Annotated in this window: 18 protein-coding genes; 11 read left to right on the top strand and 7 right to left on the bottom strand. The window is 44.4% G+C overall.

All coding sequences use genetic code 11. The features are described from left to right. Window positions 1-53: 53 nt before the first annotated feature. From AC1DP6_RS08900 to AC1DP6_RS08880, 5 genes are all read right to left on the bottom strand, one after another. Entirely contained in the window at window positions 54-1,046 is a 993-nt protein-coding gene (locus tag AC1DP6_RS08900) for a patatin-like phospholipase family protein (RefSeq protein WP_477054512.1), read from the bottom strand. A 36-nt stretch (window positions 1,047-1,082) separates the two neighbouring features. Continuing rightward, window positions 1,083-1,649 (bottom strand): DinB family protein, encoded by a 567-nt coding sequence (locus tag AC1DP6_RS08895; protein ID WP_477054511.1) that lies wholly within the window; start codon window positions 1,647-1,649, stop codon window positions 1,083-1,085. A gap of 194 nt (window positions 1,650-1,843) precedes the next feature. After that, window positions 1,844-2,053, bottom strand: coding sequence for a hypothetical protein (locus tag AC1DP6_RS08890; RefSeq protein ID WP_441573678.1), 210 nt, complete (start codon window positions 2,051-2,053; stop codon window positions 1,844-1,846). A gap of 12 nt (window positions 2,054-2,065) precedes the next feature. Beyond that, window positions 2,066-2,506, bottom strand: coding sequence for a hypothetical protein (locus tag AC1DP6_RS08885; protein ID WP_477054510.1), 441 nt, complete (start codon window positions 2,504-2,506; stop codon window positions 2,066-2,068). An 18-nt stretch (window positions 2,507-2,524) separates the two neighbouring features. After that, complete coding sequence (locus AC1DP6_RS08880; protein WP_441573680.1) at window positions 2,525-3,112, bottom strand: RNA polymerase sigma factor; 588 nt, start codon at window positions 3,110-3,112, stop codon at window positions 2,525-2,527. Between the two features lie 89 nt (window positions 3,113-3,201). Between AC1DP6_RS08880 and AC1DP6_RS08875 the strand changes: the two genes are divergently transcribed. Further along, complete coding sequence (locus tag AC1DP6_RS08875) at window positions 3,202-4,083, top strand: cation diffusion facilitator family transporter (RefSeq protein ID WP_477054509.1); 882 nt, start codon at window positions 3,202-3,204, stop codon at window positions 4,081-4,083. Here the strand turns inward: AC1DP6_RS08875 and rsmG are convergent. After that, complete coding sequence (rsmG, locus tag AC1DP6_RS08870) at window positions 4,080-4,709, bottom strand: 16S rRNA (guanine(527)-N(7))-methyltransferase RsmG (protein ID WP_477054508.1); 630 nt, start codon at window positions 4,707-4,709, stop codon at window positions 4,080-4,082. The two genes, AC1DP6_RS08875 and rsmG, sit on opposite strands and share 4 nt — an antisense overlap. Before the next feature lie 252 nt (window positions 4,710-4,961). Here rsmG and AC1DP6_RS08865 point away from each other — a divergent pair, with 252 nt between their 5' ends. Then, window positions 4,962-5,141: a hypothetical protein gene (locus AC1DP6_RS08865; RefSeq protein WP_477054507.1), complete on the top strand. Its 180-nt coding sequence runs from the start codon at window positions 4,962-4,964 to the stop codon at window positions 5,139-5,141. 82 nt (window positions 5,142-5,223) lie between these two features. Here AC1DP6_RS08865 and AC1DP6_RS08860 read toward each other — a convergent pair whose 3' ends face one another. After that, window positions 5,224-6,363 carry a glycosyltransferase gene (locus tag AC1DP6_RS08860; protein WP_477054506.1) on the bottom strand — a complete coding sequence of 380 codons (1,140 nt, stop codon included), beginning with the start codon at window positions 6,361-6,363 and terminating at the stop codon, window positions 5,224-5,226. Between the two features lie 144 nt (window positions 6,364-6,507). Here AC1DP6_RS08860 and tgt point away from each other — a divergent pair, with 144 nt between their 5' ends. The 9 genes from tgt to AC1DP6_RS08815 all read left to right on the top strand — a co-directional run bounded on the left by tgt (window position 6,508) and on the right by AC1DP6_RS08815 (window position 20,539). Beyond that, window positions 6,508-7,638 (top strand): tRNA guanosine(34) transglycosylase Tgt, encoded by a 1,131-nt coding sequence (gene tgt, locus AC1DP6_RS08855; protein ID WP_477054505.1) that lies wholly within the window; start codon window positions 6,508-6,510, stop codon window positions 7,636-7,638. Between the two features lie 38 nt (window positions 7,639-7,676). Next, window positions 7,677-8,756, top strand: coding sequence for an LptF/LptG family permease (locus AC1DP6_RS08850; protein WP_477054504.1), 1,080 nt, complete (start codon window positions 7,677-7,679; stop codon window positions 8,754-8,756). 366 nt (window positions 8,757-9,122) lie between these two features. Further along, window positions 9,123-10,448 carry a citrate (Si)-synthase, eukaryotic gene (locus tag AC1DP6_RS08845; protein ID WP_477054503.1) on the top strand — a complete coding sequence of 442 codons (1,326 nt, stop codon included), beginning with the start codon at window positions 9,123-9,125 and terminating at the stop codon, window positions 10,446-10,448. Between the two features lie 58 nt (window positions 10,449-10,506). Then, window positions 10,507-12,648: an ATP-dependent DNA helicase RecG gene (gene recG, locus AC1DP6_RS08840; RefSeq protein ID WP_477054562.1), complete on the top strand. Its 2,142-nt coding sequence runs from the start codon at window positions 10,507-10,509 to the stop codon at window positions 12,646-12,648. A gap of 195 nt (window positions 12,649-12,843) precedes the next feature. Further along, on the top strand, window positions 12,844-16,542 hold the full coding sequence (locus AC1DP6_RS08835) for a DUF7948 domain-containing protein (RefSeq protein WP_477054502.1): 3,699 nt from the start codon (window positions 12,844-12,846) through the stop codon (window positions 16,540-16,542). 6 nt (window positions 16,543-16,548) lie between these two features. Beyond that, a complete protein-coding gene (locus tag AC1DP6_RS08830; protein WP_441573688.1) occupies window positions 16,549-17,571 on the top strand; it encodes a PorP/SprF family type IX secretion system membrane protein in 1,023 nt (340 codons plus the stop codon). A gap of 47 nt (window positions 17,572-17,618) precedes the next feature. Beyond that, on the top strand, window positions 17,619-19,028 hold the full coding sequence (locus tag AC1DP6_RS08825; RefSeq protein ID WP_477023000.1) for an FAD-binding oxidoreductase: 1,410 nt from the start codon (window positions 17,619-17,621) through the stop codon (window positions 19,026-19,028). Window positions 19,029-19,069: 41 nt separating this feature from the next. Next, a complete protein-coding gene (locus AC1DP6_RS08820) occupies window positions 19,070-19,663 on the top strand; it encodes a hypothetical protein (RefSeq protein WP_477022999.1) in 594 nt (197 codons plus the stop codon). Between the two features lie 198 nt (window positions 19,664-19,861). After that, window positions 19,862-20,539: a phosphonatase-like hydrolase gene (locus tag AC1DP6_RS08815; protein ID WP_477022998.1), complete on the top strand. Its 678-nt coding sequence runs from the start codon at window positions 19,862-19,864 to the stop codon at window positions 20,537-20,539. Window positions 20,540-20,552 lie beyond the last annotated feature (13 nt).

Raw genomic sequence — 20,552 nt, 5'->3', positions numbered from 1 at the left:
GATATATGAGACGGGGCTGATACCAATCAGCCCCGTTTTTTTTAATAAGATTTTTATTTTCCCCGCATAATTTCAGCGGCTCTTTTTTCTCCTGCTTCCAACATCTCTTTCATGGCAGCCGGAATAAACTCCAATCCTCCCATATGTACATCCAGCGCGTGTTGTGGCCGGATGATATGTAAGTTTACCACTTTCTTTTCATGGAAAGGATTTACGGGCACATCGAAATAATCATCTACGGCGGTTATCCCGGCCGCTTTCATTTTATTTTTTACCGCTTCGATATAAGTGAGCGAATCATTGATAAAGCCGGATAGTTGCAGCCCTGCCATTTCGTTGGTGGTATGATCTACCYGTCTTTCCAGTATATCCAACAGATTTTTGAAGAGAAGGTCTTCTTCTCCTGGTATTTCCGGTGTAAGCAGGATAGCATAAATAGTGGTAGCACCTTTATCTATAGCCAGTTGGATGGGATTGTAGTGTGCGCCACCTCCGTTGGTGAATTGCTGTACATCGTCCGGCAGTGAAGCTACTTCCACTGGTGGCATAAATACGGGCATACTACAGGATGCCAGTACTGCTTCGCGGAAGGTATAGTTATCATGAAGTGATACAATGTCGTAGTCTTTTTTTACGGCGTCATTACTACCGGGCGAGAAGTAAGTAGTACGGTTTGTTTGCAGGCATTTGCCGGCTACAAATACTTCTTCCTGTAATTGCTGGAGTGCACGAAACCTGGCGTCTGTAAAGATATTGTTGATCTTATGTGTTAATGCGGTGGCATTATACAGCGAATTATTTTGTGGAAATCGCTGCATCATGGTGCCGGTGTTCACGATATCTGCGGTGCTGTTGCTGGTAAATAATTTTTCGAGCAAATTAATTTCGCCGAGGGCAGCGAGTGGTGCAATGAGGGCGCTGGTACCGGTTCCGCAAAAAAGATCAAATGCAACAGGAGGATGTTGTGTATATAAATATTTGAGGGCGCCAACAGCAAAAGCGCCCCGGGAGCCGCCGCCGCTGATGACTAACGCTGTGGTAGCCATGATGATTTTTTAGGTAGGGACAATTTAATTAAAAAATCAAAATATAAGTTGCTGCAATTGGTTTTGCCAGGTGTGGCCCTGCAGTTCCTGATCTTTTAATTTAGAGAGATGGTGCTGATTGTGATGTGCGATGTAATACAACATTTCCCTGATGGTAATTTTTCCTAACAGGGGATGTGGCAGACGATATTTATCCAGGTCAGTTTCTGACCAGGTGAGGAGTTTATCTGATAGTTTTATTTTCTGAAGAAGAAAACTCTGTAGCAGTGCCGGACGCTGGGCCTGATAAATCACGCCTGGCTGGTAGGCCCTGCCTGCCTTGAAGCCATTGTTCAATGCATGTTGATAGTCGGCTACCAGTTTATCGTAGGGGCGTGAGGGTGACTGGCTGATGCCAAAATAGCGCAGGGTAACTTTGGGAAATCCCAATGCACTGCTAATGGGTCTGATAGATTTGGTAAGATGATCCAGTTGTTGACCAGCCGACCATTTACCGTAGGGAGAAGYGGTAAAACGTATATCCGGCAGCGTATTGACAAAATCTACGAAATTGTCGAAGCTCTTATTGAGGAGAGATTGGATCTCGTGCTGGTTCAGGTACATAGGAGCAAAATTTAGAGGGTTCAAAAACACATTTCCAGACATTTTATTCAATATACCCGGGCCACTGCATTCTCTTTGAAGTTACGTCAGATTTGCGAGGCGGCCAATAGCTTTTTACATATAAAAAAGTTAAATGTATAGTAAATCGGCTGTTTGGCCCGGGAATATTGATGTACTGTTAATAAAAACTTAAATTATTCCAGTACCTGGCATTCAAAGCCCTTTTTTTGAACGAATTCTATAATAATATCCTCTTCCACCTGTAAGTCGGCAATGCGTAATACTTTATCGCAATCGTCCAGGTCTACATGACAGGACCCAACCGGGAAGCTGGATGCTATGGCCTGGATCATCTGCTGACGGTCTTCCAGGCTGTCTATATTGGTTTTGAATATACCTATCATCGCACAAAAATTTTAGTGTGATTCTTTTTCTTCGTTTTTGGGATCTTCGGATTCTTTCCTGGGATCATCTGACCAGTACCTTTCCCATTCCTCGCGTCTGGTTCTGCCAAATCCGGGTCTGCAGCGGTTGCGGAGTGCTTCCCGCATTCTATCCTGTTCTTCGGGCGTCATGTGGGACATTTTTTCGCGGAGCTTCGCTTTCCATTCACGGCCGCCCTGGTGCCATTTGTCGTTCCAGGAGTTATGGTGATTATGCCAGCCAAAAAGGAGTTTACCTAATAAGAGGAGGCCTAATGCCTGCCAGTAGGTGATCACCGGACCATGAAACAGCTCAGGGATCAGACAGTTCCACAATTGCATGGTGGCAAATCCCACCGCTACCATAAACACTATTCCGAAGACAATGAACTTGGCGATGCGTCCTCCATTTCTTCTGCCGTATTCGTTTCTCATATCTTTAATAATTTAAAATCAGTCGTTTAAAAATTCGTTGTACAGTTCTGTGAGGCGTTCCCGCAGGAACAGTACAGCATAGCGTTTGCGTGACAGCAGGGTATTTACCCCAATGCCGGTTTCCTCACTCATTTCTTTAAAGGATTTACCTTCCAGTTCATGCTGTAGAAATACCTGTCTTTGATCCGCCGGCAGCTCACCAATGGCTTGCATAATGGCTTCAGACATGATTTTCTTCATCATGGGCGTATCTGCCTCCTGGTTTTTGTCGGAAAGTAATTCGGGGAGAAATAATACTTCTTCGCCTTCTATCTCGCGAGTGTAGTCAGAAAAAGGAGTTTCTTTCTTTTTACGGAACCAATCGGTGATCTTATTGCGGGTTACGGCAAACAGCCACCCGGTAATTGAGTCTACCTGGCTTCCCAGTCTAAGGTATTCGGTGAATTGATAGAAAACATCCTGTAAAATATCCTCCGCATCGGACGCATTATTTACCCGTTGCCGGATAAAATGCAGCAATCGCTTGCGTTCCTGCTTCACGGCTGCCTGTATGCGTTCGTTTTGCTCTATGGCCATGATGTTATTTGTAAGGACCAGCTGTTTCATCTTAATAAGGATGACGAAGCAACGGCGAGGATATTTTATAATTACAGAAAAAAATCTGTTTAAATTACAGGACAGGAAATCAGTCCTTTATGCATGATCACGCTCACGGTTCCGGTTCTGGTCTGGATGGTACCAAGGTTAACCGGGCTTTCATATGGGGAATTACCCTTAACCTGATTTTTGTGGCGGCAGAATTTATAGCCGGTTTTATCACCCATTCCCTGGCGCTCATGGCCGATGCCGGCCATAATCTCAGCGATGTGGCCAGCCTGGCCCTGTCACTCCTGGCTTTCCGCCTGGCAAAAATAACGTCCAACCCCGGGTATACATACGGATACCGCAAAAGTACAATACTTATTTCCCTCTTTAACGCCATGCTCTTACTGATTGTAGTCGGTATTATAGGATATGAGGCGATCCGTCGCTTCAGTGAGCCTTATGAAGTGCAGGGAACGCCCATCGCCATTGTTGCAGCCATTGGCATTGGTATCAACGCATTTACGGCCTGGTTGTTTTTTAAGGACAAAGAAAAAGATCTCAATATTAAAGGAGCTTATCTGCATCTGGCGGCGGATGCTTTGGTGTCTTTAGCGACTGTTGTAGCCGGCATTGTTATCATCTATACAAAATGGTATTGGCTGGATCCCCTGTTGAGTATCATTGTAATGGTAGTCATTGTATTGGGTACCTGGGGACTACTAAAAGATAGTTTACGTTTATCTATGGATGGGGTGCCAAAGAATATTGACCTGCAGGAAGTAAGGAAAACAGCCCTGGCAGTGAAAGGGGTACAGGATATTTACCATATACATGTGTGGGCGCTCAGTACAACAGAAAATGCACTCACCGCCCAGGTGAAAGTTGATCCGCAACTGGATGCTACCGGAACAGAAGCGTTAAAAAAGGAACTTCGTCATGAACTTGAACACCTGGGCATTCGCCATTCTACACTGGAAATCGGGTATTTTTAGCTTTTAGCCAATACCACAAATTTCTCCTGGAAGCTTTCTTCCGGGAAGATATCATATACTTTCAGCAACTTTGGTTTTAAGCCACTTTCCGATATTTCCTGGGCCAGGTCGCCGCCTTTCAGGCAAATTAAACCCTTCTCGAATTGCTTGCCGGGTATTACCGACTTTTTCAGTACTGGTTTACACCAGCGCCAAAGGTCGCCCAATGGGGCCACCGCACGGGAAACAACAATATCAAATTTACGGTTCTTGATATCTTCAACCCGGCTATGCGCAGCGGTCACGTTTTTCAGTTGCAGTGCTTCCGCTACGCCCTGTACTACTTTGATCTTTTTGCCAATAGAATCTACCAGGTGAAACTGTACTTCCGGAAAGAAGATCGCCAGCGGAATACCCGGAAATCCACCACCTGTGCCGAGATCCAGGATTTGTGTGCCTGGCTGAAAATCCGCGATAGCGGCTATGCTGAGAGAATGTAATACGTGTTTTTCATATAGGGCCTCAATATCTTTACGGGATATCACATTGATCTTTTCATTCCACTCTTCATATAATCCCTTCAGGGCCTCAAACTGCGACAACTGCTCTGGTGTAAAGTCGCTGAAATATTTTAAAATAATTTCCATTGCGCAAAAGTAGGGAGGATTAGCCTGTTTTTTGAGGATTAACGCGATTTTTTGTCTTTTTCCAGGATTATACTGATTTAGAGATCAAGTTGAAAACCTGGGGATAGTGTAAATTTTAAGCATAAATTTTAGTCCCGCTATGTACCTATAGAAGCACTGCCGCAGAGGTGGACTTGATACGGGGATGAGGTGGACTTGATATGAGGATGAGGTGGACTTAATGTGGGGATGACTTCCTGATGTATTATAAGGATGAAATTGAATCAGAAGGTAGATGGAGGTCAGAACTGCCCATGGCACGCCGCTTCAGTTGATGCGTCCGCCATTACACCGGATATCCAGGTTGTCGTGGAACGTATTATGGATAAAATTGCCTTTCCTGCCAGCTATGCCAAAGCACCTGGATGCGGGGCGGGTAGCAGTCGAAAGTAACATAACCCGAAGAAGGTGTTTCCGGGTTATGTTGAATATCATCTAAATCAGTATAATCCTGGAAAAAGACAAAAAATCGCGCTTACCACTTATTGGCCTTCGCCTTGAATAACAGGGCTGGTGTAAAGATGATATAATACAGCACCATAAAAATATCCATCAGCCAGCTGAACTTAAACAAATCACTTTCATCCAGTCTGCGCATGGCGGCAAAGGTGATAATGGATTGTATCAGTACTTTCAGACCAAAGATGCCCAGCACGTACCAAAGTACTGGTGGAGGGAAAAACAGTCCGATGATAAAGGCGGGGTAGAAAAGGAAATGTGTCAGTGAAAATAATCCCAGTACAAACTTGTGGCCAAAGCGGTAATGTTTGCCGGTAGACATGTGCCGGGTTTTTTGTCTGAACCAGCTTTTCCAGTTCTGTTTAGGCTCTGAATAGGTAAACGCTTGCTTGTCAATCACTACACCTACATTTTTTCTGTTGGCGGCAGTGTTTACAAACAGGTCATCGTCGCCACTGGCAATGTGTTGGTGGCTGGTAAAGCCTTTATGTTTAAAAAACAGTTCTCTTTTATAAGCCAGGTTGCGGCCCACACCCATATAGGGCATGCCGCTCATGGCAAAGGACAGGTGTTGCAGGGCGCTGAAAAAAGTTTCATACCGGATGATCTTATTCAGGAAGCCAGGCTTTTTATAGTAAGCACCATATCCGAGTACAATTTCTTTCTCTCCGGTGAATCCCTGGCTCATGAAAGAAAGCCAGTAAGTGCTGCCGGGTTTGCAGTCGRCATCCGTTAGCAATACCGTTTCATACTGGGCGCCTTTCAGGCCAATAGATAAAGGGTATTTTTTGCCGGGAATGAACTTGGCCGCCTGTTTAATTTCTATGTGGCGATAATGTGGATAACCCGGCTCAATAGAACGCAGGTAATATTTGGTATCGTCTTCGGAGTTATCGTTGACCACAATTACCTCATATTCAGGTTTCATGTGATGGTGATACCGTTGTTGCAGTACCCCCGGAAGATTTTTCTGTAAGTTTAACTCTTCATCCTTTGCGCAGATGATGACTGAAAAGGGCCCGTCCGGTGCGTGGTCCAGGTCAAATTTACGGTTATAAAAAGCAACCCGGGAAAAGACAAAAAGGAAATAAATGATCTGTATCCCCGCAACGGTAGCAAAAAAGTATAAGGCAATTTCACTTAGATGTTCCAGCATAATGCTGGCAAAAATATAATATTTTTATTATCTGTAAAAGAATTAATTATTAACGACGGCAAAGCCAGTGGGGAAAGGAGAAGGGCTAAAAGCTGCCGAACTTCGCTTCATTTCAATATCTTTGCGGCCTGAAATAATTGATGAGTGAATTTTGAACTGATAACTACAGATAGTGGCAGTAATGCCAGGGCCGGGAAAATCACCACTGCCCACGGGGAAATAGAAACGCCCATTTTTATGCCGGTTGGTACTGTTGGCAGCGTAAAGGCTGTTACACAGGAGCAATTGAAAGAAGCCGTGCAGGCGCAGATTATCCTTGGCAATACCTATCATTTATATTTAAGGCCGGGTCTGGAGGTATTATCTCTGGCAGGTGGATTACATAAATTTAATGGCTGGGATCGTCCCATTCTGACTGATAGTGGCGGGTACCAGGTATTTTCCCTGGCGGCTAACCGTAAGATCAAGGAAGAAGGGGTGGTTTTCCAATCACATATAGATGGCTCCCGTCACCTTTTTACACCTGAAAATGTGATGGACATTCAGCGCACCATCGGGGCCGATATTATTATGGCTTTTGATGAATGCCCGCCATATCCATCTGATTACCGCTATGCGCGTAAGTCAATGGACCTCACTCACCGTTGGCTCGACCGTTGTATTCAGCGCCTCAGTGATACACAGCCTGCCTACGGTCATGAACAAACGTTGTTCCCGATCGTACAGGGCAGTACCTATAAAGATCTCCGCAAGGCTTCTGCTGAATTCATTGCCTCCCGCAACTGCGCTGGTAATGCTATTGGTGGCCTCAGTGTAGGAGAACCGGAAAATGAAATGTACGAAATGTGCGGCCTGGTGTGCGAAGTGTTGCCAGTCGACAAGCCCCGCTACCTGATGGGTGTGGGTACTCCCTGGAATATCCTCGAAAACATCGCCCTGGGTGTAGATATGTTCGATTGCGTAATGCCTACCCGTAATGGCCGTAACGGTATGTTGTTTACCTGGAATGGTGTTATTAACATCCGCAATAAAAAATGGGCGACTGACTTTAACCCTATAGATGAGAATAGTCCCTGCTTTGCTACCAGCACGTATTCCAGGGCTTATCTGCGTCATTTGTTTGTGGCAGGGGAAATTTTGGGCATGACATTGGCCAGTATCCATAACCTCGCGTTTTACCTGGAATTGGTACAGGAAGCCCGTAAACAAATATTGGCCGGTACTTTTGCCACCTGGAAAACCAGTATGGTGAATCAGCTGAAAACACGCCTGTAAAAGTTCGGACTATAAAATAAACTAATATCTTTGGGGTCATGACTAAAATTGACTGGTACATTTTACGCAAGCTCATAGGTACTTTCATTTATTCCCTGATGATATTCCTATTGATTTCTGTAGTGATAGACACGACAGAAAAGGTAGATGACTTTATGAAACATCATCTGTCGCTGCATGAAATTATAGTAGATTATTACTTTGGTTTTATTCCGCATATCCTGGCATTACTGTTTCCACTTTTTATATTCTTATCTGTTATATTTTTTACCTCCAAGATGGCGTATCGCTCCGAGATCATCGCCATCCTGGCGGCAGGCGTGAGTTTTCGCCGTTTTCTGCGTCCTTACTGGATGGGAGCTTTCCTGTTTGGTGGCATCCTGTGGCTGGCCAACTATTGGGTGGTACCCAATGCAAACCGCATCCGTACCGGCTTTGAAAACAAGTACCTCCATAATCATGATGACGAGAAATCGCAATACAACCGTACCACCCGTATCGACAGCTTTACTTATGTGACCTTTGGTACCTACGATCCCAATTATAAGAGTGGAAGTAACTTTACCCTGGCGATCGTAGATAAACAAAACATGTCCTTCAAAATGAAGGCGGATCGTATTAGCTGGGATTCTACCACTAAGAAATGGCGACTGGATTATGTGACGATGCGCAGCATGAATGGGTTGAAGGAGCAATGGAGCAGTAAACAGGATACCATGTTAAAACTGGCCCTGCTGCCTAAAGACCTGGTAGATGAAAAGAACCTGCAGGAAGCGATGACCACACCCGACCTCAGAAAGTTCATACAAAGAGAAAGCATCCGTGGATCTGAGGGCCTGAATACCTATTGGGTAGAGTATTACAGGAGAACAGCGGCTGCATTTGCGGTGGTTATTCTTACCCTGATAGGAGGCATCATTGCTGCCAAAAAGGTAAGAGGGGGAAGTGGTTTGCACCTGGCAGTTGGTATTGTGATCAGCGCCAGCTACATTATTTTCCTGCAATTTGCCACGGTATTTTCGGTGAAGGCAGATCTGAACCCTTTGCTGGCCGTATGGATCCCCAATATATTATTTGGCGGACTCGCCCTCTATTTATATCGCCGCGCACCTAAATGATGCGTTGTGAATAGATTTTTTGAAGGCGGTATCACGATGGTGATGCCGCCTTTTTATTTTTGATATTCTCGCTTTCTTTTGTGTGCAGCATTATTTTTTCGAAGATTTTTCTTTCAATATTTTCAATTCATTCTGAAAATTTTACATTTCTTTAACGTCTGTATAAATATGTATTATTATTACTATTTAATATATTTTAAATGAGATAATTACAGTGCCTTACTGCGACCATATTTCCTTATACTTCCCCCGGCAGATCGTTGTTAATTTGGCATTAAATACGACGAAATGGTGGTAACTTCGTTAACAAATCATTACTTTTGACTATTGATCGATTTTGTTTTCATTAATAACAATAGCAGTAAAATGGGGTACATAAAAGAGAAATTCAAGGTTAAAGCAGATGAACTTAACATTGAAGTAAAAGACCTGGTAAAGAATCACGGCACTAAAAAGATTGAAGATGTAACGCTGGCACAGGTTTACCAGGGTATGCGCGGTATCACCGGCCTGGTAACTGAAACATCCTTGCTGGATGCCAATGAAGGAATTCGTTTTCGCGGATATTCTATTCCGGAATTAAGGGATCATTTGCCTAAAGCGCCAGGTGGTGCAGAGCCGCTGCCGGAAGGTTTATTTTACCTGATGCTGATTGGAGAATTACCTACTGAAGCAGACGTACAATATCTGTCCAGCATGTGGGGTCGCCGTTCTCATGTACCCAACCACGTATTTGATGCTATTGAAGCCTTGCCTATTACTGCTCACCCGATGACCATGTTTAACGTGGGTATCATGGCGTTGCAGACAGAATCTTCTTTTGCACATGCTTATGCAGAAGGGATGAATAAAAAAGATTACTGGAGTTATACTTATGAGGATACCATGAACCTCATTGCCCGCCTGCCACGTATTGCTGCTTATGTATATCGCCGCAAATATAAAGGTGGACAGCATATACAGCCTAATGGCATGCTGGACTGGGCAGGTAACTTTGCACATATGCTGGGTTACTCAGACGAAGGATTCAAAGAACTGATGCGTCTTTATATGGTGATTCATGCTGACCACGAAGGTGGTAACGTGAGCGCACACACTACTCACCTGGTAGGTTCCGCACTGAGCGATGCTTACCTCTCTTTCGCTGCAGGCATGAATGGCCTGGCAGGTCCTTTACACGGACTGGCTAACCAGGAAGTGATCAAGTGGATCCTGCAAATGCGGGAAGAACTGGGTGGTGGTGTACCAACCAAAGAACAAATCGAAGCCTATGTACGCAAAACTTTGTCTGATGGTAAAGTAGTGCCAGGTTACGGTCACGCTGTTTTGCGTAAAACGGATCCCCGCTTCACAGCGCAGATGGAGTTTGCGAAAAAACATCTTCCTAATGATGAACTGGTGAAAATTGTGTGGATGGTATACGAAACTGTTCCTCCAATTCTGCAGGACCTGGGTAAAGTGAAAAACCCATGGCCTAACGTAGACGCACATTCCGGCGCATTGCTGGTACATTATGGTCTGGTAGAATATGAATTCTACACCGTATTGTTTGGTGTTTCCCGTGCATTGGGTGTACTGGCATCTCTTTGCTGGGACAGAGCATTAGGCCTTTCTCTGGAAAGACCAAAATCTGTTACCACAGAGTGGATGAAACAGTTTGTTGAAGGTAAAGTAGATGCAATAGCCGAATAATTATAATTGTTTTTTACTAAAAGAGGCAAGTGGTGAATTTTTACCATTTGCCTTTTTTATTTTTGTTCCTCATAAAATCGAAATTGCCATTTCTACTTTTACTGCCATATTATCCAATCCGATAGAATACCTGAAAGGCGTAGGTCCCCAGAAAGGAGAGCTGCTGCGCAAAGAAATCAAGGTATATACGTTTGGCGACCTGCTGCAATATTTCCCTTTCCGTTATGTAGATCGTACCAGGATAGATAAAATCGCGTCCCTGAGCGGTTACGAAGATTTTGTGCAGATACGGGGTAAGATCATCAATATGGTGGTCATGGGCGAAAACAGGGCCAAGAGACTGGTCGCCACTTTCAAGGACGAAACAGGCACTATTGACCTGGTTTGGTTTCAGGGTTGGCAGTGGATGCAAAAATCATTGCGTGAAAACGTAGCCTACCTGGTATTTGGCCGTATCTCTGTATTCAATGGAGTAACACAACTGGCGCATCCTGAACTGGATTTACTCACTGAAGAAATTGCTACCGGGAAACAATTCCTGGAACCGGTATATTATACCACCGAAAAGCTGAAAGCCCGCGGACTAACGGCAAAGGCTATAGGAAAATTAACTAAGAACTTACTCGAGCAATTATCTCCCCTGGAGATCAGGGAAAATATTCCGCTGGAAGTATTACAGCAGTATCGTCTCATGCCCAGGTCCATGGCCTATTTCAGGATACATCAGCCGGCTAATGAAGATGATGCACGACTGGCGCAGCGGCGGTTGAAATTTGAAGAACTGTTTATCGCGCAGATACGTATATGCCGTTTAAAGCTGAAAAGACATAAGCAGTCACATGGTTATGTGTTTGGTGCAGTGGGTGAATCATTTAATGAATTCTATAATCAGCATCTCCCTTTTTCTTTAACAGGTGCACAAAAAAGGGTGCTGAAAGAAATCAGAACAGATACTGTACACGGGCGTCAGATGAATCGTTTGCTGCAGGGAGATGTAGGTAGCGGCAAAACCATGGTGGCATTGTTGTCGATGCTACTGGCAAAAGATAATGGTTTTCAGGCTTGCCTGATGGCACCTACAGAAATCCTGTCGCAACAACACTATAAAGGTATTGCGGAATTGCTGGAAAAAATGGATGTAAAGGTGGCATTGCTCACCGGCAGCATCAAAGGCAAAGCAAGGCGAAAGATACTGGAGGAGGCGCTGGATGGCAGTATTGACATACTGGTAGGTACGCATGCATTGTTGGAAAAAGAAGTACAGTTTAAAAACCTGGGGATGGCCATTGTGGATGAGCAACACCGTTTCGGTGTGGCACAACGGGCACGGCTATGGGAAAAAAATAATATACCCCCACATATACTGGTAATGACGGCAACGCCTATACCAAGAACGCTGGCGATGACGATCTACGGAGATCTGGATGTATCTGTTATAGACGAAATGCCGCCGGGACGTAAACCTATTACCACCGTGCACCGCACTGAATATCAGCGCCCGCAGGTAATGGATTTTATTAAGGAAGAAGTGAAAAAAGGCCGGCAGGCTTATATTGTTTACCCGCTGATTGAAGATTCTGAGAAGCTGGACTATGAAAATCTGATGAAAGGATATGAAGAGGTGAAAGCTTTTTTCCCGGAACCGCGATACTATATCAGTATGGTACACGGGCGTCAGCCGGCAGAACAGCGGCAAACCAATATGCAGCGTTTTGTATCCGGAGATACACATATCATGGTAGCCACTACGGTGATTGAAGTAGGAGTAAACGTGCCCAATGCTTCTGTGATGGTCATAGAAAGCACGGAACGCTTTGGCCTGTCGCAGCTCCATCAGTTGCGCGGCAGGGTAGGGCGTGGGGCAGAACAGTCCTTTTGCATACTCATGACCGGTAATAAGGTGAGTAATGACTCCAAAGAACGGATTAATGTGATGGTACAAACCAATGACGGCTTTATTATTTCAGAGAAAGATATGGAACTCAGAGGCCCCGGCGATATTGAAGGAACCCGGCAAAGCGGGGTACTGGACTTTAAACTGGCAGACATCATCGCAGATAAGCCCATTCTGGATGCTGCCCGCGCCAGTGCCGAAAAGATACTGGAAGAAGACACCGATTTATTGTTGCCTGAAAATCAGGCATTAAAGGAATTTTTGGCCGCCCAGCGAAGTAAATCTATCTGGAGTAAAATTTCCTGAGGATTTTAACGTTTATTAATTGATGACGTGATAAAGTAAAACAGCTTCTGAGGCCAGAGATTTCACCTTGTTTCCCATTTAGCCTATTATTCTTCGCATCAGAAGTTTTGTGTTTTCCCGACCGTAACAATTTGACAGGCTTCTGCGTTTATAGTATTATATTAGTTATTAAGAATAAAAATAAATCTAATCCCGTTGAAATTTACCTTCCCGACTGGTCTTATTGGATGGATGATTTGCTTTTTGTTGCCAGGACGAATCGCCCAGGCACAGCAGCAATCTGCGAATTACACCCCGCTGAATTTTATAGAGAACAAAGGGCAGTGGAACAAGGACGTTATTTATAAAACAGAGCTGGATGGTGCTTCTATCTTCCTGCGGAAAACAAGCTTTACTTTTCTCCTGTATAACAAAGCAGATATGTATGCGCTGGATGAAGCCGTACATGGACACCCTGGTGCTCATGACAGCGTTGCGCTTGTTCCCCGCAATGCTACTGCCGCAAGCGCCATTCCCCCGCATCCTTATCCGGGCGATGGCGGTACGCCTTCGCCACCAAGACCAGCAGGCTCGCTCCCCAACGTAAGAGGGCATGCATACAATGTCAATTTTCTAAACACCTCTCCTGGTTTACAAATCGCTCCTGAAAAAGAACAGGAAGCCATGAGTAACTATATCCTGGGTAATGACCCCAGCAAATGGGCTTCCAATGTGAAAACGTTTCAGGGAGTTACCTATAACGGCATTTACGCAGGCATAGATGCACACATTTACTCCGAAGCATCTCAGCTGAAGTACGACCTGATTGTGCATCCTGGTGCTAATCCGAATGAAATTCAACTGGAATATGAAGGAGCTACCAGCATGGAACTGAAGAAAGGACAACTCTATGTACATACTTCTGTAGGTGATGCCATTGAACAGTTACCCTATGCTTACCAGTACATTAATAATCAACGTATATCCGTAAAGGTGGCCTATAAGCTGAGTGGCAATAAAGTAGGCTTTAAAGTATCAGGAGAGTATGATCCGGCGTATACGCTTGTGATAGATCCGATTTATGTTTTCTCTACCGTATCCGGCTCCCGTTCAGATAACTGGGGCTTTACCGCTACTTATGATGATGCGGGTAATTTTTACGGCGGGGGTATTGTATTTGGAAGTGGTTACCCGGTAACGCCCGGGGCCGTACAAAGTGTTTTCCAGGGACCCGGTGGTGGTAATTCCGCTTTCGATATCGGCATTTCCAAGTTTAATTCGAACGGCACCAGACTCCTTTATGCTACTTACTTAGGTGGAAATGGCCTGGATCAGCCACATAGTTTGTTTGTAGATCCCCAGGGTAACCTGGTAATTTCCGGCAGAACTACTTCAGCTGATTATCCCAGTACAAAAATTATTGGCGCGGATCACAGGGGAGGATGGGACATTGCCATTACCAAATTAAACGCAACAGGTACTGCGTTGATTGGTTCCCTGATCATAGCCGGTAGTGCAGATGATGGGGTAAATATCAGGGCAGATCGTTTTCAGGGTCCTTCTGTGTTGTTGCGTAACTATGGTGATGATGCACGTAGCGAAGTCGTGATAGATAATGCAGGGTACATTTATGTAGCCAGCTGTACACGCTCGGGTGACTTTCCGGTAACGCCCGGTGTTTTCCAGGACAAAATCAGTGGTTCTCAGGACGGAGTGATTATGAAAATAAACCCCATGTGTGGAGACCTGGTATGGGCCAGTTACCTGGGAGGTACCAAAGAGGATGCTGCTTATGTGATAGCCTTAAATGGTCTCAATACCTTGTATGTGGCTGGTGGAACCGCCAGCAGCGATTTTCCCATAAAGGGAACTCCGTTGTATAAAGATTATCGTGGTGGTGTATGTGACGGGTTTATAGCGCATATCTCCAATGACGGAAAAACTATTTTGCAAAGTACTTTTCTGGGGTCAGACAATGCATCTGCTGATCAGATATATGGTATTCAGCTGGATAAAAACGGTTTTGTGTATGTAACAGGTACAACAGAAGGCAACTGGCCAATTAAGATACCTGCCGGTTATTACAATGATAACAGCCTTCAGTTTATATCCAAGCTAAAACCAGACCTGAGTGAATTTGTATATTCTACCACCTTTGGTCGTAGCAAATCCATGATCAGCGCGCCTAATATTTCACCTACTGCTTTCCTGGTAGATCGTTGTGAAAATGTATACGTATCCGGCTGGGGCGGTGGTATTAATATCAACCTGAGATATCCTAACTCCGGTACCATAGGTCTTCGTACTACGCCTGATGCATTGCAACGTACTACTGATGGTATGGACTTTTATTTCTTTGTATTAAAACGTGATGCCACCCAACAACTCTATGGAAGCTTCTTTGGCGGTAATGGTCTGTTTGAACACGTAGATGGAGGTACCAGCCGGTTTGATAAAAACGGGATCATTTACCAGGGTATCTGTGCCTGGTGTAATGTACAGGGCAGTTTCAAACCCAGGTATCCAACCACACCGGGTGCTTACTCCAGTACACCGCCTCCGGGTTGTAACTTCGGTGCGCTGAAAATTGCATTTAACCTGGATGGTATAAAAGCGGGGATCAAAACACTGGATCGCCGCGTGAATTATTGCGTACCGGAAACAATTACGTTTGTGGATACTACCCGTCGGCCCGGTAAAACATTTGAATGGTTTTTTGATGATGGTTCCCCGCTCCTGACAGGAGGACAGGAACTGGATACGGTGAAACATACGTTTACCAAAGTGGGCAGCTATCGTATAAGACTGGTGAAGATTGACCCCGAAAGCTGTAATGTATCAGATACTGCTTACATCACCGTGAAACTGGGTAATAATAAGGCAGACTTCAACTTTGACGCAAAAAGACAGGATCCTTGCGACAGTCTGAAATACATGTTCACCAATCTGTCTGTTACACCGGCCAACCAGTTCAGAGATAGTTCTTTTATCATGGATTATGGTGACGGTACACCTCCTTTCTACACAGGACTGGATACTTTCCCGCTCTTCCATTATTACAAGGCAGCCGGTATTTATAATGCCACTTTAACACTGATAGATACCAACTTCTGTAATGCCCCGCAAACGCAAACAAAGGCATTGCGTGTAGCCATTAACGTGGTAGCAGCATTTACGCTTCCCGATACGGTATGTGTAGGCACAGAATTACAGATGGATAATACTACACTCGGTGGTGAATCTTTTACCTGGACCTTTGAAGATGACGGCAGTACTTCATCAGATCCTTATCCACTGCATACTTTCAGGAAAGCGGGCCGTTGGAAAATTTCCTTGCTGGTGCTGGATCCCAATACCTGCAATAAAAGAGACAGTATCTCCAAATTTATACTGGTGGCAAATCCGCCGGTAGCTGATTTTGAATATTCGCCTACTAAACCAATAGAAAATACACCTGTTCAATTTGTGAATACTTCCACAGCGGATGCATCTCATTTCCTCTGGAATTTTGGAGATGGAGATACTACTTCAGTGGCAAACCCTTCACATCAATACCTGAGATCAGGGACCTATAATGTTTGTTTGACTGCCTTTAACAGAGAAGGATGTACTGCTACCACCTGTAAAGAGGTGAGTGCAATAGTAGTACCGTTGTTCGATGTGCCGAATGCTTTTGCACCCAGTGGCAAGAACAATATATTTTATGTGAAAGCTTTTGGTGCGACCAAATTCAATCTTAAAATATTTAATCGTTGGGGACAATTGGTTTTTGAAAGTTCGGATCCCCGGATCGGCTGGGATGGCCGGTTTAAAGGAAATATTCAGCCCATGGATGCTTACGCCTATATTGTAAACCTTGAGTTTACAGATGGCACGAAAGGCAGCAGATCAGGAAGTGTAACCTTGTTAAGATGATGAGCCATGAATCAGATTGTTAAATTATCAACATGCCTGGCAATATTGTTAATTGTTGCTGTGGGAGGTTATGCACAAGACCTTCACTTTTCACAATTTTTCAATTCGCCATTGACAACTAATCCAGCGAATACTGGTTTTATTCCGGATGGAAACTACCGTATTGGTATTAATTACCGTGATCAGTGGGCCACTATTCCAGTGCCTTATAAAACCATGTCTGTGTATGGCGACTTCCAGTTGTTCCGCGACAGACTTGAATATGGTTGGGTAGGTATTGGCGGGGTACTGCTTCGTGATGTGGCAGGTGCCGGCAATCTTACTTCTACCAAAGGATATGCGTCTATAGCTTACCATCAGTTACTTGGGCAAAGCAGTTTATTGTCATTAGGATTTAACGCCGGTTCAGCCGGTAAACGGGTGGATATCACCAAGCTGACATTTGGTGATCAGTGGAATGGAAAATTCTTTGATTCGCAGATTCCTACCGGCGAGCCTATTACGCAAAGCAGTGTGAATTATTTTGATTTACAGGCAGGTATGAACTACGCGTATTTTCCTACAGAGAATATTTATGTAAATGCCGGCTTTTCGGTACAACATATTAACACGCCCCGGGAAACTTTTTATGACGGCAACAATGTTATACCACGCCGTTATATTGGTTTCCTGAATGCCAGTATCAAGATGAGTGACAAAGTGATCCTTAATCCGGCAGCGTATTATGCTACACAGGCAGGGGCAAAGGAATTGATGCTGGGTGCAAATGCTGCCTATAACCTTTCCGGAGATGGGGTACAGCAATTATTCGGTGGACTTTACTACAGGGCCAATGATGCGGCAATTTTCCTGGTAGGGTACCAGCTGAATGCTATAAAGTTTATGTTTAACTACGATATTACCACGTCTGGATTGTCTGCAGCTAACAATCGCCGTGGTGCTTATGAATTGGGAATTGTATATACAGGTTTGTACACCAACCGCTCTTTCAGTAATGCAAGAAGGTCTACCATCTGTCCCTCTTTTTAATCTGCCGGATATTACCACCAAACCGGCATTATGATTATTTTTGTTTCATGACAACGTTTAATAAAGTAACTGCCGCTCATATAGCGGCATTACGGGAAATAGCCGGAGTGCAATATGTATTGGCCGACGAAGAAAGTATGAGCCGTTACGCGCAGGATGAAACTGAAGACCTGCACTACCTACCCGAAGTGGTGGTGAAGCCCGATACCACAGAACAAGTAAGCCGTATTATGCGTTTATGTAACCAGGAGTTGTTGCCTGTAACGCCTCGTGGTGGGGGTACTGGCCTCAGCGGTGGTGCATTGGCGCAGTTTGGCGGCGTCCTGATTTCTATGGAGCGGTTTAACCGCATTACCCTGATCGATGAAAGGAATCTGCAGGTCATCACGGAGCCAGGGGTCATCACCGAAGAGCTGCAGAATGCAGTGAAGGAAAAGGGATTGTTTTATCCACCGGATCCCAGCAGCCGGGGCACTTGTTTTATAGGCGGAAATATTGCCGAAAATTCCGGTGGGCCCAAAGCGGTAAAATATGGCGTGGTAAAGGATTATGTACTGAACCTGGAGCTGGTATTGCCGAACGGGGAAATTATCTGGACCGGCGCCAATGTCCTGAAAAACGCAACCGGGTATAATCTTACCCAGCTGATAGTGGGCAGCGAAGGCACCCTGGGTATTGTCACTAAAATAGTATTAAGACTGATTCCATTGCCCAAAAACGACCTGTTGATGCTTGTCCCTTTCCGTTCTGCCGAAAGTGCCTGCGCAGCAGTAAGTGCTATTTTCCGCGCAGGATATACACCTTCTGCCATGGAGTTTATGGAAAGAGATGCCCTGGAATGGGTGACCCAATATGTACAAAGTAATGCTGTTAAAATTGAAGACGATATACAAGCCCATCTCCTGATAGAAGTAGACGGTAACTATCCCGAAGTACTGATGCAGGAAATGGAAGGAATAGCAGGTGTGGTAGAAAGTTTCGATATCGGTGAAATCCTGTTTGCAGAAGATGCACAGCAGAAAGATGAACTCTGGAAACTGCGCCGCCGGGTAGCAGAAGCAGTGAAAGCAAATTCCGTGTATAAAGAAGAAGATACAGTAGTGCCCCGCGCCGAGTTGCCGGTTTTACTGAAAGGTGTAAAGGAAATCGGTAGTAAGTATGGATTTCTTTCTGTATGCTATGGGCATGCCGGTGATGGTAATCTCCATGTAAATATTATCAGGGGTACCCTTACGGAAGAACAGTGGAATGGTACCCTCACGGAAGGAATACGGGAAATATTTGAACTGGTGAAACAACTGGGTGGTACCATCTCCGGAGAGCATGGTATTGGGTTGGTGCAGAAGAGCTATATGGATATAATTTTTGATCAGACGTCTATGCAGCTCATGAAGCAAATAAAGCAGATCTTTGATCCGAAAAATATATTAAACCGGGGTAAAATTTTTGATTGTTAAACTTTTCTTCCGGGAAATAGTTAAACCTAATAAATCTGAACATGAAACGTTTATTGATATGTTTTTTCTTACTGGCTGCTGTGCAGCTGGCGCATGCCCAATATTATAAAACAGATACGCTCACGCATAAAGGATTTGATCGTTCTAAGCTGATACTGGGAGGCTCTCTGGGAGTAGTGTTTGGAGATTATACCAATGTAGATATTTCTCCGCTGGTGGGTTATCGTTTCTCAGAGTACATCGCGGCCGGTATTAATGTGAATGCACAATACGGACAATACAAGTCCATTGATTATGTTACTGACAGGACCATACAACGTGACAAGTATACCATTTTTGGTGGGGGAGTATGGGGACGTGTATATCCGCTGCCTATGCTGTTTATACATATTCAGCCGGAATACAACTTTGTAACGCAGTCCTCCACTGTTTATGACACACCGGGAAGAGATGATAAAAGAACCTTTAAAACCAACTATGGTGTGCCGAGTTTGCTGATAGGTGCAGGTTATACACAGAGCGTTGGTGGAAGAGTTGGTATTGGTATTTCAATTTTATATGATGTATTGCAGGATAACCGGTCTCCCTATAACAATAACCTGATATACAGGGTGGGTGCGGGTTTAGGGTTTTAAATAGTATTCTTTTTACTGATTTTTTCAGGCAGACATATAACTGGAAAGCCGGATCATCTGTTCAACAGATGATCCGGCTTTGTTTTTGGCAGCAGGTATCCTGGCTACAATATTAACCGCATGTTAAATGTTTATAAATGCTAAACTTTATTTTACCGACTACATATCTTTGCGGAATATTTTAATAATCAGGAAAAGATGGGAATAGCATTAGTTGTTTTTGATATTGCGGGTACTACCCTGCATGATGAGTCCAATGTGGCGAAAGTATTACAGCAAACCGTTCAGCTGGCGGGAGTTTCCGTAACGGTAGAAGAAGTAAATGAAGTAATGGGATATGCGAAGCCGTATGCCATCCGTTACCTGTTGCAGCATAAACAGGATAGCCGTTATAGTGACGAAGCATTTATCAGCCAGTTGCATGATCGTTTTGTGGCCGATATGAAATCATATTATGCTACCAATCCGGCGGTACGTGAAAAGGAAGGTGTATCAGCCGTATTTGCCGCATTAAAAGCAAAGGGTATTAAAGTGGCCCTGGATACAGGTTTTGATCGTGCTATTACCGATGTAATTCTTGAAAGAGTAGGTTGGCAGAAAAACGGATTGATAGATGCCGTAGCTACCAGTGATGAAGTACCTTTTGGTCGTCCTTATCCGTACATGATATACCGTATTATGGAAGAATTGGAAATCCGCAGTATACAGTCGGTAGCTAAAACCGGCGATACCATTTCTGATCTGGAAGAAGGTACCAATGCAGGATGCCGTTATGTGATAGGTGTTACCACCGGCGCATATACCCGTGAAGAACTGGAGAAGGGTCCGCATACACATTTAGTGGCTACACTGGATGAACTGCTCTCCATTTTTTAATACTATTCATTTC

Source organism: Chitinophaga sp. 01L420 (assembly GCF_056399985.1).
Note: the sequence above shows the minus strand (reverse complement) of the source record. Positions and strands in the feature narration are given on the sequence as shown.